This window comes from Phycicoccus sp. Soil802 (genome assembly GCF_001429605.1).
Classification (GTDB): Bacteria; Actinomycetota; Actinomycetes; order Actinomycetales; family Dermatophilaceae; genus Pedococcus.
On the sequence record NZ_LMSS01000002.1, the window covers coordinates 382,774 to 394,947 of the forward strand.

The window sequence follows — 12,174 nt, forward strand, 5'->3', positions numbered from 1 at the left end:
GTCTCAGGCGAGACGCATCCGGTGGTGCGCCATCCGGACCGTGCGGCTGCGCGACACTGTCCGCATGCTGCACCTGCGCATCTCCTCACCGGCCGCCCAGACCGATCGCGTGCTGGCCCTGCTGGAATCTGACACCAGCGTCAGCGCCCTGTCAGTGGTTCGCCGTGCGTCCCTGCGTCCCCCCGGCGACCTGGTCCTGGCGGACGTGGCCCGTGAGGGCGCGAACGTGGTCATCGACGGGCTGCGCGACCTGGGCGTCCACCAGGGCGGGTCGCTGCACGTCGAGCACGTGACCACTTGGCTGTCGAAGGATGGTTACGAAGCCGAGCGGCGTACACCGGGCAGCAGCGCCGACTCCGTGGTCTGGGCCGACGTGACCCAGCGCGCGTACGAGGACTCCGAGCTGAACTGGACCTACGGCAGCTTCATGACGTTGGCGACGCTCATCGCGACCATCGCCATCGTCCTGGACTCCCAGATCCTGGTGATCGGGGCCATGGTCCTCGGTCCGGAGTTCGGGGCTGTCGCGGCACTCGGGGTGGCCCTCGTCCGCCGCAGGACCACGTTGTTGCGCCGCGCCACGGTCACCCTCGTCGCTGGGTTCGCGGCTGCCATCGCCTTGACCACCCTGTTTGCGCTGGCCGCCAAGGCGCTGGGCTGGATCACGCTCGGCGACGTCACTGGGCCTCGTCCCGGCACCGACTTCATCTACTTCCCCGACAAGTGGTCGTTCATCGTGGCCGTCATCGCCGGAGCCGCGGGGGTCCTGTCGGTGACCTCCGCCCGCACCGGTGGGCTGTCCGGGGTGTTCATCTCCGTGACCACCGTCCCCGCTGCGGGGAACATTGCCCTCGGACTGGCGTTCGGGGTCGGTCACGAGGTGTGGGGCAGCACCCTGCAGCTGGCGCTGAATCTGTCCGGTATGGCCCTCGCGGGGTGGGCGACCCTTGCAGTGCAGCAGGCGGTGTGGGCACGGATGTCAGCCAAGCGGGTGCGGATGCTCGGCCGGCTGCGACACCGCGGGTCCAAGCAGCCGGGGTAGTCGTCGAGGCGAGCTCGGGCCGTACTCCGTCTACACGGACAGTGCGATGGTGAGGTACACGGCGAGCAGAGCCACACCGACGCCGAGGGACATCGGCAGCGTCATCCGGTGGTTCTCCTCCCGGGCCGCAACGGCTCGCCCGATGGCGAGTGTTGCGGCGGCTGCGCTTACGGCAAGGAGCACTCGGACCGCCGTGCTCATCGTGCCCTCATGCTTTCCTCATGGCCCGAACGTATCAGCGGCGGTGGGGCCCGGTGCTGGCGTGGTGCCGGTCGGCAGGGTCAAGGGCTCGTCGCCCGTAGGGTGGCCCGACCTACACTCGCAGCAGAGGACGACATGAACGCTTCTGACCCGCTGGTCATGCCCGCCCGGGTGCCAAGCCCCGCTACCCGCACGGAGTCCACCAGGCCCGGGGCCAAGTGGCTGCTCGAGCACCGGGTCCAGCCGGTCGGTCCTGAGTCGGGTGAGGAGCATGCGAAGCCGCATGCGTGGTGGAAGGTGATGACCCTGACCGGGGTCGACTACTTCTCCACCCTGGCGTACCTGCCCGGAATCGCGGCGCTGGCCGCCGGGGCGCTGTCGCCGTTGGCGACCCTGCTCATCGTGCTGTTGACCCTGCTGGGAATGCTGCCGATGTACTCGCGTGTCGCCCGGGAGAGCCCGCACGGGCAAGGGTCGGTGGCCATGCTGGAGGACCTGCTGCCGTTCTGGCGGGGCAAGGTGTTCGTCCTGGTCCTGCTCGGGTTCGTGGCCACGTCGTGGATCATCACCATCACCTTGTCGGCAGCGGACGCGTCCGTGCACGTGCTGGAGTCCCCGTTCTTCCCGGACGCGCTGCATGGGCACGCGGTGGCGATCACCGTGTTCCTGCTGCTCGTGCTGTGCGGGGTGTTCCTGCTCGGGTTCAGCGAGGCCGTCAGCGTGGCCATCCCCCTGGTGGCAGTGTTCTTGGCTCTGAACGCGGTGGTCGTGGTCAAGGGCCTGGTCGAGGTGTTCACCACCGACGGAGCGCTGTCCGCGTGGACCTCCGCGCTGTCCGACAGCGGCGGCCTGGGCGGCGCAATCGGCCCGGCGGTCATCGCGTTCCCGCTGCTGGTGCTCGGCCTGTCTGGATTCGAGACCGGGGTGTCGATGATGCCGCTGGTGGCCGCGGACGGGAAGAGCGCCAAGGAGAAGCTGGCTTCCCGGATCCGCAACACCCGCAAGCTTCTCGCCGGGGCGGCGCTCATCATGTCGGTGTACCTGCTGTCCACCAGCTTCGTCACCACCGTGCTTATCCCCGCGGGGGCATTCGAGTCCGGCGGGGAGGCCAATGGGCGGGCGTTGGCCTACCTGGCGCATGAGATGTTCGGCGACGGGTTCGGGACCGTCTACGACATCAGCACTATTTTCATCCTGTGGTTCGCCGGCGCCTCAGCCATGGCCGGTCTGATCAACATCGTGCCCCGCTACCTGCCCGCCTATGGGATGGCGCCCGAGTGGGGGTGTGCGGTGCGCCCAGTTGTGCTCGTCTACACCGTCATCTGCATCGTCATCACGATCGCGTTCGGTGCCGACGTCAACGCCCAAGCCGGTGCCTACGCCACCGGCATCCTGGCCATGATGGTTTCCGGCGCGGTGGCCGTCACCATCTCGGCGTACCGGCACCGGCAGAAGGTGGCCGCGGCCGGGTTCGCGGTCCTGACGCTCATCCTGCTGTACGCCCTGGTGGAGAACATCCGCGAGAAGCCCGACGGCATCGCCATCTCAGCCCTGTTCATCCTGGGGATTGTCGTGGTCTCCCTCATCTCCCGTATCAGCCGCACCACGGAGCTGCGGGTCGAGCACATCGAGTTCGACGAACCCGCTCGCCGATTCATCGAGGAGTCGGTGGCGCACGATGGGCTGCTGAACATCATTTCGAACAAGCGCCAAGCCGGCGACGAGGCCGAGTACGTCGCCAAGGAGGCCGAGCAGCGGTCCATGAACCCGGTCCCCGGACGATCTGATGTGCTGTTCCTCGAGGTCGACATCGATGACCCGTCCGACTTCGCCGATGTTCTGCGCGTGCACGGCGTCGATGTGGCCGGGTACCGCATCCTGCGGGTGGCCAGCCCGGCGGCACCGAACGCCATCGCCGCCGTCCTGCTCGCGCTGCGGGACGCGACCGGCCTGCACCCGCACTGCCACTTCGAGTGGTCCGAAGGCTCACCAGTCGCCCATCTCGTGCGGTACCTACTCCTCGGGCGCGGCGACACCCCACCCGTCGTCCGGGAGATCATCCGCAAGGTCGAGCCGGACCCGACACGACGTCCGGGCATCCACGTCAGCTGAGGAGTGACTGGTTCCCCTGGTGTCGAACCCTTCATCCGACGCCGTACAGACAATGTTCGTTTCCGCGCCTAATCTGTAAAAATGCGCGCCAAGGGGACCGCGCCCTCGTTTCCCGAGGTGGGCGCCAGGGTCAAGGGCTGTGACTCTTGGCGAGCACGGGCTAACCGCAACTCCCGGTGCCGGTCGGCCCTGACGCCCCGGCCCCCGCCCGAGGGGCTCAAGAATGGGCCCAAGAAGCCCTGCCGCGCAGCAAGTGGGTAACGATTCGACAACACCCGCTTGGCGACGACTCCAGCCGTCTGCAGTGTCCTGACCTGCGACGATGCGCCTCGAGGGCGCTGACTAGGTCGCGCAGAGTCGTCACGAGTCGCCGTCCGCGAATTGCTACGGATCAGAAGGTTAGGGGTTCGAATCCCTTCGGGCGCACTCTGCGTTGAGACAGACGATGGGGCCCCCGCTCGCGGAAACGCGACGGGGGCCTTACTCGTGCCCCGGCTGGCCCACCTCGCCGCCGGCCTGGAGGCGGAGGCCGGCCAGGGTGAGGTCGAGCGCCGCGAGGAACTGCTCGCGGTCGTCGTGCCCGGCGAACTCGTCGGCGATCTGGCTGACGAACGGGAACTGGTCTGGGTCCGCGGCCCGCCACGTCGCGGCATACCGAGCGAGGAACTCGGCGCGGTCGACGGCGCCGCTGACGACCTCCTCGGGTGGGTCCTGACCCAGGTCGGCGGCTGTGCCGACGACGACCCCGACGATCGCGGAGACGGCGTGGAACCGCTCCTTCGGCGTCAGGTCGAGGCGCAGGGTCTGCTGGCCGAGCTTCTCGTAGAGGAGGAGGGAGTTGCCCTGGACGTCGGTGTTGCGCATGAAGTACGCGGCCAGCCACGGCCGGTCCACGATCGCGTCGAACAACGTCACGGCCATGACCCGCAGGTCCGCGATCGGGTCGTCGGTGCCGGGCTGTCCCTCGACGGCGGTCAACACCCCAGCGAGGACGTGGTCGGTCGCGCGGTCGAGCAGGTCGTCCTTGCTCGTGACGTACCAGTAGATGCTGCCGACGCCGGTGCCGAGGCGGGCTGCCAGCGCGCGGAAGGTCAGGGCCGAGTCGCCGGCCTCGTCGAGCAGCTCCACTGCCGCGGTGAGCACGGCGTCGAGCGAGTGCGAGGCGCGCCGGCGACCGGGTGGACGACGGTCCACTGCTCGCGTTCGGGGGCCTGCCATGACGTCCATCCAACCACAGCTTGCGGATTTATCGAACAATGTTCTATCGTCTGGAACGTCGTTCGATAGTCGACGACGCCTCGAGAGGAGGGCCCCATGACGCCTACTGATGTGACCACCACCGCCACGCCCACCGCGGCACCCACGTACCGGTCGCTGCGGGCGGCCTGGGTTCCGCTGGCCGCGCTCTGCCTGGCCTTCTTCGTCGAGATGGTCGACAACACCTTGCTGTCGATCGCGCTGCCCACGATCGGGCGCGACCTCGGGAGCGGCACCACGGCTCTGCAGTGGGTCACCGGCGCCTACTCCCTGACGTTCGGCGGGCTGCTCCTCACCGCGGGTTCGGTTGCCGACCGACTCGGGCGCCGTCGGGTGCTGCTCGTCGGGCTCGCGGTCTTCGGCCTCCTCAGCCTGGCCGTGGCCGCCGTGTCCACGGCCGCCGAGCTGATCACCCTGCGAGCCGGGCTCGGCATCGCCGCCGCGGCGATGGCGCCGATCACCAACTCGCTGGTCTTCCGCCTCTTCGACGACCGGGCACTGCGCATGCGGGCCATGACCGTGATGATCGTCGTGGGCATGTCGGGCTTCGTGCTCGGCCCCTTGCTGGGCGGCACCGCGCTGGCCCACGTGCGGTGGGAGTGGCTCCTGGTGGTCAACGCGCCGATTGCGCTGCTGGCCTTCATCGGAGTGCGGCTCGGCGTCCCGGCCGACCGCCGGGAGGACCTGACGGACGACGGGCTCGACCTGCCCGGAGCCCTTCTCAGCGTTGCCACGATCGGCCTCGCCTGCTGGTCACTGACCAGTGGCGTCGAGCACGGCTGGGGCTCCCTGGTGACGATCGGCTCGATCGCGGGCGCCCTCGTGGCCGGGGCGTGGTTCGTGCGCCACGAACGCCGCAGTGCCGCGCCGATGCTCGACCTCGGCCTCTTCTCGAACGGCACCGTCCGCGGCGCCTCGATCGCCCAGATCGGCACGTCGATCGCGATGGCCAGCGTGATGTTCGGCCTGATCCTGCACTTCCAGTACGCCTACGGGTGGAGCCCCGTCCGCGCCGGCCTGGCGAACCTGCCGATCATCCTCACGATGGTCGTGGCGACGCCGTTGTCCGAGTGGTTGGCGAGGCGCTTCGGCCACCGGATCGCGTGCCTCGTGGGGGCTGGCTTCCTGGCCGGGTCGCTCGGCGGGCTCTCCTGGGGCGTCGACCACGGTTACCTCGCCATCGCGGTCTGCCTGGTCCTGATGACGATCGGCCTGCGGACGGTCATGACGATCTGTGCAGTAGCCCTGGTCGACGCGATGCCGGCCAACCGCACCTCGATCGGCACCGCGCTCAACGACACCGCGCAGGAGGTCGGCACCAGCCTCGGCACGGCCGTCGTCGGCACGATGATCGCCGCGCTGGTCACCACCCAGCTGCCCGCGGGCACGTGGAGCACTGGTCTGGTCGCGTCGTTCTTCCACGGCGAGCGGATCACCTACGCCCTGCTCGCGGTGGTCGTCGGGATGGTCGCGGCCGGTGGCGCTCTCACGCTCACGAACTCCCACACCGTCGAGGAGCACCCGGTCGAGGAGCACCCGGACGACGAGACCGCCTGACGTCAGCTGTCGAGGCGGGCGGCTGGGGGGAGCAGCGCTGGATCTGCGGCGGGCCAGTCCCGGGGGTTGGGGCCGAGGAGCACGAGCTGCTCGACCTGCTCCCGACACCACGAGGACACCGCCCGCCGTCCGTCGAGCACCTCGACCGAGAACGTCGACCAGGGGACCCACTCGGCGCCACCGACCTCGGCCGGTTCGAGGCCCAGCTCACGACCGGGAAGCACCCCGACGAACACCGGGCACAGCTCGTTCTCGACCACGCCCTCCATCTCGGCGACGTACCCGAACTCCGGCAGCACCAGCCGCAGCTCGCCCACCGTGACGCCCAGCTCGTCGAGCGCCCGACGCCTGGCAGCCGTGTCGAGCGCCTCGCCCGGGGCCGGGTGGCCGCAGACCGAGTTGGTCCACACCCCGGGAAAGGTCGCCTTCGTCCCCGCCCGTTGCGTGACGAGCAGCGCCCCTTCCGGGTCGACGAGGTATGCCGAGAAGGCCAGGTGCCGGGGCGTCTGGCCGTGGTGGACGGTCGCCTTGTCCTGCGTTCCGACCGCGCGGCCGTGGTCGTCAAGGAGGACGACGAGCTCGGTCACGCCGACCGGCCCAGCTCGTTGACGGCCGCCGAGAACACCCAGGGCGCTCGCGCCGCCAGCGGCACCAGGGCGCGACGGGCAACCTGTGGGCGGGTGGCCTGCAGCAGCCCGTGGGTCAGCAGCGAGCACCGCCAGGTGGCTGCGAGCCATCCGCGCTCGTAGTCGGCCGGCCGGTCGGCAGCAATCGCCGCAACTGCGGCCCGCGCCTGGGCCAGCCCCAGCGAGATGCCCTCACCGGTCAGCGCGTCCACGTAGCCGCTGGCGTCGCCGACCAGCAGCACCCGGCCGGCGACCCGGTGCCGGCTGCGTTGCCGCAACGGACCGGCGCCTTGCACGGCCGAGGCCGGCCCCACCCCGGCGAGGCGTTCGGCGAGCGGCGGGAACTGGGCGAGGTGCTCGGCGAACGGTCGGCGTCGACGGCTCAGGACCGCGACGCCCACCAGGTCGTCGGCGACCGGGGTGACGTAGGCCTCGGCATCCTGGGCCCAGAGGACGTCGACATGACTCGACCACGGCGCGATCGCGAAGTGCTGGCGCAGCCCGTACCGGCCGGGCCGGCTCGCCGGTCGGTCGAGGCCGAGGTGTCGACGGGCCCAGGAGTGCAGCCCGTCGGCGGCGACCACGTGACCGGCGCGAATGGTCGGCCCACCCTCGCCACCCGGCAGCCGAGTCGTCACGTCGACGCCGTCGGCGTCCTGGCTCAAGCCGGTCGCCGACAGTCGGCGGACCGTGACGTCGGCGTCGGCGGTCGCCTCGCTCAGGCGGGCATGCAGCTCGGTCCGACGGACGCCGAGACCGGGGCCCCGGGTGAAGTCCGCGACGGCGCTGCCGTTGCGCGCCAGATAGCGGATCCCGTTGAAGGGGTGGCCCTTTGGCCGCACGCCGAGGTCGTCGAGGGCGGCGAGCCCTCCGGGCATCAGGCCCTCACCGCACGCCTTGTCCACGGGGCCGGGGCGCGGCTCGAGCACCTCGACCGTGAAGCCGCGTCGCACGGCATACAAGGCGGTGGCCAGGCCCACGGGGCCACCGCCGATGACGAGGAGGTCGACGCTCACGCCGCACCGGCTCGGAGCCCGAGCGCCTGCTCCTCCACCCGGATCCGCACCGACAGCAGGAGGAGGTTGAGGACCGTGAAGGCCGCTGCGGTGACCCACGCGGTGTGGACCAGCGGCAGCGCGAAGCCTTCGACGACCACGGCGACGTAGTTGGGGTGACGCAGCAGGCGGTAGGGACCGCCGGCGACCAGGGCGGCGCCGGGCACGACGATGACGCGGGTGTTCCACTGCGGCCCGAGCGTTGCGATGCACCACCAGCGCAGGCCCTGCGCGAGCCCGACGAGGACGAGCATCGGCCACCCCAGCAGGGGGATGAAGGGCCGGTCGGCGGCGACGACCTCGACGAGCGCTCCGACGAGGAGCGCGGTGTGCAGCAGCACCATGACCGGGAAGTGGCCGCGACCCGACTCCACCCCACCGCGCGCGAAGGCCCACGCAGCATGGCGGTTGGACACGACCATCTCGGCGAGGCGTTCGAGCCCCACCGCGGCGATGAGCACGGTGAACAGGGTCTGTGAGGTGGACATCGTCGTCAGCCGGCCGCTCGGAGCAGCACCATCTCGAGGCAGAACCCCGGGCCCATGGCCATCAGGACGCCGTACGACCCGGGCGTCGGGGGGCGGTCGCGCAGGGTGTCGGCGAGGACGTGCAGCACCGAGGCCGACGACAGGTTGCCGATCCGGTCGAGGGAGTCCCACGTCACGCCGAGGGCATCGCGCGGCACCTCGAGCGCGTCGGCCATCGCCTCCAGCACCTTGGGTCCGCCGGGGTGGGCGACCCAGAAGCCGATGTCGGCTCGGCTGAGGCCGTGCCTGTCCAGGAAGCCGTCGATGTCCTCGCCGAGGTTGGCCCGCACCAGGTCAGGCACCTCGACGCCGAGGACGATCCGCAGGCCGGAGGCGCCGACGTCCCAGCCCATGGCGCGCTCGCTGTCGGGGTACATGCGGCTCCGGGTCGCCAGCACCCGCAGGTCGTGGCCGGTGTCGGGACCGAGCTCGGCCGCCTTGTCGGCGCCCACGATGACCACGGCTGCGGCACCGTCGCCGAACAGCCCGCTGGCGACGAGGTTGGCGGTGGAGGTGTCGTCGCGCTGGACGGTCAGGCTGCAGAGCTCGGCCGACAGGAGGACCGCGACGTCGCCGGGGTGGCCGAGCAGGTGGTCGTGGACGCGGGCCACGCCGGCCGCCCCGGCGACACAGCCGAGGCCCACGATCGGCACCCGTTTCACGTCCGGGCGCAGGCCGATCCGAGCGGCGATCCGGGCCTCCAACGACGGGACTGCCAGCCCCGTCACCGTCGTCGAGACGATGAGGTCGACGTCGGTGGGGGTGAGACCCACCGCCTTCAGCGCATCGACGACCGCTTCGGCGCCGAGGTCCACGGCGACCGCGATGAACTCGTCGTTGGCCTCCCCGAAGTCGCGCAACGCGGCATACCGCTCCAGGGGCAGCGCGAGGTGACGGTGGCTCACGCCGGCGTTCGCGTGGATCCGCTCGAGCAGCAGCCGGTCGACGCCGTGCGCACCGAGGACGGACGCGAAGGCGGCGGTCACCTCACCCTGGGCGTAGCGGTGCTCGGGCAGGACCCCGGCGACGGACACGATGCGGCTCACGAGGAGAGCGTAGGCACACCAGCGGCCGTCGTGTGTCGCCGGGACCGTCGGGCTTGGCCGGTGGCCGCCTAGGGTGGGCCCGTGTCCAGCGAGCCGGTGTCAGCGTCGTCGACGTCGCGCACCGCGCTGGTACGGGCCTGTCACCCCGGTCCCACGCTCGCCGTCACGGTGCTGGTGGCGCTCCTCTCGGTGGCCCTCGACCTCGACCTGGCGACCGGCATCCTGGTCACCACCGCCGTCTTCACCGGTCAGCTCACCATCGGGTGGTCCAACGACCTTATCGACGCCGCCCGCGACCGTGCCGTCGCGCGCGAGGACAAACCCCTGGCCAGCGGAGAGCTCTCGGAAGCTTTGGTGCGCAGAGCGATCGGTGTCGCCGGTGTCGCCTGCGTCGTCCTGTCGTTCCTGTGTGGCTGGCGCTCGGCCCTGGTGCACCTGTTCCTCGGGGTGGGCAGTGGCTGGGCCTACAACCTCGGGCTCAAGCGCACCGCCTGGTCAGCGCTGCCGTATGCCGTGGCGTTCGGTGCGCTGCCCGCCGTCGTGTCGCTGGCGGCCCCGGACCGGGCGTGGCCACCGGTGTGGATGATGGCCACCGGGGCGGTCCTCGGGGTGGGGGCGCACCTGCTCAACGCCCTGCCCGACCTGTCGGACGACGCCGCCACCGGAGTGCGCGGGTTGCCGCAGCGGCTCGGTGCGGGGCGGGTGCGGGTGATCGCTGCCGCAGTGCTGTTGGCCGGTTCGGTCGTGGCGACGTTCGGGCCGGGTGGCGTGGTGCCTGCCGGTGCCTGGGTCGGCCTGGCCGCGTGCGTGCTGCTCGCCCTGTTCGCCGTGCTCGGTCGGGGGAAGGGCCCCTTCGTCGCGGCCATCGGCATCGCCCTGGTCGACGTGGCGGTCCTGGTCCTGCGCTGATGCCCTCGGCTCCGTGAGTGAGCGCCAACCCACTGTCAGGTCGACTCGGTGAGTGGGTTGGCGCTCAGTGAAGAGGCGACACGGTCATCGGGGTTCAGCGCTTTCGGCGCGCCCCCAAGGCGACCACGATGCCGATCAGGGCGACGAAGGGCCCGATGACGGCCCAGATCGGGACGCCGCTCATGCCGCTGCCACCCACGATGTCGAGTCCCTGCAAGGTCCAGAGGAGGCCGACCAGGACGAGCAGGATGCCGATGCCGAGCGCTACGCGTGGGTGCACGTCGTGAGCCTATGCCCGGGGCTCAGGCGCCACGGTCGGCCGCGAGGTGGGCACGGAGGGCGACGTAGACCTTGCGGACCCCCATCGCCCGCTGCAGGTCGTCCTGGATGCGGGTGAAGAACTCGCGCCGGTAGTTCTGGTCGATCACGGCTTGCACGGTGAAGTAGAGGCCGGCGAACGCGGACAGGAAGATGGCGACCGAGAACAGCTCGTCACTCACGAGGTGGAACGGCCCCGTGTAGTGCGGCTCCGAGCCCACCCACGCCTCGATCACGCTGGGGCGGATGGCGATCGAGCCGAAGACGACGAAGAACCCGAAGACGATCAGCACCAGTGACAGCATCTGGATCGCCTGGGCGATGAAGAGCATGAGCATGAGGTTGCGGCGCTGTAGCGGGGGCAGCCGGATGCCGGCCACCTCGGTCGCGAGGTGTGGCTCGGCGAGGATCTCGCGCGCGGCCGAGGCCACCGGGGTCCCGACGCAGGTGGCCGCGAGCATCTCGCCCTCGACCTCGGCGCCGACCCGCTCGATCTCGCTGCGGAACGACGGCGCGAGGAAGGCGACCGCGAGCAGCGCGAAGATCCCGACGCAGACCCACAGCAACGGCCGGGGCAACGCCGAGGACACTTGCCAGACCTCGGTGTTGATGAAGAGGAAGGTGATGAACAGCAGCAGGAACGGCAGGGCGCGTGTCGCCAGCGGGCCGATCAGCGACCGGTTCTCCCAGGCGTGGGCCAGCGCCCAGCGGCCGATCCGCCCGACCCGGAACACCCGGACCGCCCGGCCCAGGGCGACCACGGCTGCGGTGAGGAGTCCCGCCGCGACGGCCTCGCCGACCCCGGCGTCGAGGTTGAGCGCGACCACCGTCACGAGCACGGCTGGCGCCACGGCGAGCACGGCCCAGAGGCCGACGATCCGCGGCACGAGGGCCCGCTGGATCGCCTCGTGACCCGCTTCGACGAAGTACGGCAACCCGTGGGAGTCGAACCAGGCCTCGCACTTGGCGACGTCGTTCGTGGTGAGCACGACGTCAGCCTCTCAGGTGTCGGCGGCGGCGCCGAGTCACCACGCAGCACCCGTCATCCCACTCCGGTCACACGACACAGAACTCGTTGCCCTCGGGATCGCGCAGGGTCACCGCGTAGTAGTCCGCGCCCTCCGGCGCGTTGCGGTAGGCGATGCTCGCGCCGAGCCCGACCAGGCGCTCGACCTCGGCGTCCACGCTCGCCCGCCGCTCGGCATACGGCATCGCCTCGCGACCCGGCGTGTGCCGGACGTCGAGGTGCAGCCGGTTCTTGACCGACTTGGGCTCCGGCACCTCCTGGAACCAGATGCGCGGCCGCACGCCCTCGGGGTCGACGATCGCCCCGCTGCCCTCCTCCGCACCCACGAGCTCCTCCTCCGGGATGCCGCCGGCACGCCAGTAGGCGAGCCACGAGTCCCAGCCGTCCGGAGCCGGCTCGGGCACGTAGCCGAGCGCCTCGCACCAGAACGACACGAGGCGGGAGGTGTCGGCGCAGTCGATGGTCAGGTGCCAGTTCGCGGTCATCCCGGCAGTGTC

Annotated in this window: 13 protein-coding genes; 4 read left to right on the forward strand and 9 right to left on the reverse strand. The window is 70.8% G+C overall.

All coding sequences use genetic code 11. The features are described from left to right. The first annotated feature begins 64 nt into the window (after positions 1–64). Complete coding sequence (locus ASG91_RS05215) at positions 65–1,042, forward strand: DUF389 domain-containing protein (protein WP_056921804.1); 978 nt, start codon at positions 65–67, stop codon at positions 1,040–1,042. 30 nt (positions 1,043–1,072) lie between these two features. On the opposite strand, the gene ASG91_RS20530 is transcribed toward ASG91_RS05215, so the two are convergent. Beyond that, entirely contained in the window at positions 1,073–1,243 is a 171-nt protein-coding gene (locus tag ASG91_RS20530) for a hypothetical protein (protein WP_157606094.1), read from the reverse strand. Positions 1,244–1,378: 135 nt separating this feature from the next. Here ASG91_RS20530 and ASG91_RS05220 point away from each other — a divergent pair, with 135 nt between their 5' ends. Then, positions 1,379–3,355 (forward strand): APC family permease, encoded by a 1,977-nt coding sequence (locus ASG91_RS05220; RefSeq protein WP_056921543.1) that lies wholly within the window; start codon positions 1,379–1,381, stop codon positions 3,353–3,355. A gap of 480 nt (positions 3,356–3,835) precedes the next feature. Here ASG91_RS05220 and ASG91_RS05225 read toward each other — a convergent pair whose 3' ends face one another. After that, positions 3,836–4,573: a TetR/AcrR family transcriptional regulator gene (locus ASG91_RS05225; RefSeq protein WP_082593967.1), complete on the reverse strand. Its 738-nt coding sequence runs from the start codon at positions 4,571–4,573 to the stop codon at positions 3,836–3,838. A 96-nt stretch (positions 4,574–4,669) separates the two neighbouring features. On the opposite strand from ASG91_RS05225, the gene ASG91_RS05230 reads away from it, so the two are divergent. Continuing rightward, the gene (locus ASG91_RS05230) at positions 4,670–6,169 is read left to right on the forward strand and encodes an MFS transporter (RefSeq protein WP_056921545.1); all 1,500 of its coding nucleotides are present in this window, start codon (positions 4,670–4,672) and stop codon (positions 6,167–6,169) included. Between the two features lie 2 nt (positions 6,170–6,171). On the opposite strand, the gene idi is transcribed toward ASG91_RS05230, so the two are convergent. Genes idi through ASG91_RS05250 form a run of 4 tightly spaced genes read right to left on the reverse strand, consistent with a single transcriptional unit; the run spans position 6,172 to position 9,423 of the window. Beyond that, positions 6,172–6,756 carry an isopentenyl-diphosphate Delta-isomerase gene (gene idi / locus ASG91_RS05235; RefSeq protein WP_056921546.1) on the reverse strand — a complete coding sequence of 195 codons (585 nt, stop codon included), beginning with the start codon at positions 6,754–6,756 and terminating at the stop codon, positions 6,172–6,174. Continuing rightward, positions 6,753–7,811, reverse strand: a complete 1,059-nt coding sequence (locus ASG91_RS05240; protein WP_056921547.1) for an NAD(P)/FAD-dependent oxidoreductase — start codon at positions 7,809–7,811, stop codon at positions 6,753–6,755. Before ASG91_RS05240 ends, idi begins: the two co-directional genes overlap by 4 nt. Further along, positions 7,808–8,338 (reverse strand): isoprenylcysteine carboxyl methyltransferase family protein, encoded by a 531-nt coding sequence (locus ASG91_RS05245; RefSeq protein WP_056921548.1) that lies wholly within the window; start codon positions 8,336–8,338, stop codon positions 7,808–7,810. Before ASG91_RS05245 ends, ASG91_RS05240 begins: the two co-directional genes overlap by 4 nt. A 5-nt stretch (positions 8,339–8,343) precedes the next feature. Then, entirely contained in the window at positions 8,344–9,423 is a 1,080-nt protein-coding gene (locus tag ASG91_RS05250) for a type III polyketide synthase (protein ID WP_056921549.1), read from the reverse strand. A gap of 81 nt (positions 9,424–9,504) precedes the next feature. Between ASG91_RS05250 and ASG91_RS05255 the strand changes: the two genes are divergently transcribed. Then, the gene (locus ASG91_RS05255; protein WP_235545424.1) at positions 9,505–10,332 is read left to right on the forward strand and encodes a UbiA family prenyltransferase; all 828 of its coding nucleotides are present in this window, start codon (positions 9,505–9,507) and stop codon (positions 10,330–10,332) included. Between the two features lie 94 nt (positions 10,333–10,426). Here the strand turns inward: ASG91_RS05255 and ASG91_RS05260 are convergent, their stop codons facing one another. The 3 genes from ASG91_RS05260 to ASG91_RS05270 all read right to left on the reverse strand — a co-directional run bounded on the left by ASG91_RS05260 (position 10,427) and on the right by ASG91_RS05270 (position 12,162). Further along, complete coding sequence (locus ASG91_RS05260) at positions 10,427–10,612, reverse strand: hypothetical protein (protein WP_056921550.1); 186 nt, start codon at positions 10,610–10,612, stop codon at positions 10,427–10,429. Between the two features lie 22 nt (positions 10,613–10,634). Continuing rightward, positions 10,635–11,639, reverse strand: a complete 1,005-nt coding sequence (locus tag ASG91_RS05265) for a hypothetical protein (protein ID WP_056921551.1) — start codon at positions 11,637–11,639, stop codon at positions 10,635–10,637. A 67-nt stretch (positions 11,640–11,706) separates the two neighbouring features. Continuing rightward, positions 11,707–12,162 carry a VOC family protein gene (locus ASG91_RS05270; RefSeq protein WP_056921552.1) on the reverse strand — a complete coding sequence of 152 codons (456 nt, stop codon included), beginning with the start codon at positions 12,160–12,162 and terminating at the stop codon, positions 11,707–11,709. Positions 12,163–12,174: the final 12 nt, after the last annotated feature.

Excerpts from the sequence above, each read along its gene's own strand:
- ASG91_RS05215 (WP_056921804.1), top strand. The coding sequence starts at position 65 with ATGCTGCACCTGCGCATCTCCTCACCGGCCGCCCAGACCGATCGCGTG.
- ASG91_RS20530 (WP_157606094.1), bottom strand. The coding sequence starts at position 1,243 with ATGAGCACGGCGGTCCGAGTGCTCCTTGCCGTAAGCGCAGCCGCCGCA.
- ASG91_RS05220 (WP_056921543.1), top strand. The coding sequence starts at position 1,379 with ATGAACGCTTCTGACCCGCTGGTCATGCCCGCCCGGGTGCCAAGCCCC.
- ASG91_RS05225 (WP_082593967.1), bottom strand. The coding sequence starts at position 4,573 with ATGGCAGGCCCCCGAACGCGAGCAGTGGACCGTCGTCCACCCGGTCGC.
- ASG91_RS05230 (WP_056921545.1), top strand. The coding sequence starts at position 4,670 with ATGACGCCTACTGATGTGACCACCACCGCCACGCCCACCGCGGCACCC.
- ASG91_RS05245 (WP_056921548.1), bottom strand. The coding sequence starts at position 8,338 with ATGTCCACCTCACAGACCCTGTTCACCGTGCTCATCGCCGCGGTGGGG.
- ASG91_RS05270 (WP_056921552.1), bottom strand. The coding sequence starts at position 12,162 with ATGACCGCGAACTGGCACCTGACCATCGACTGCGCCGACACCTCCCGC.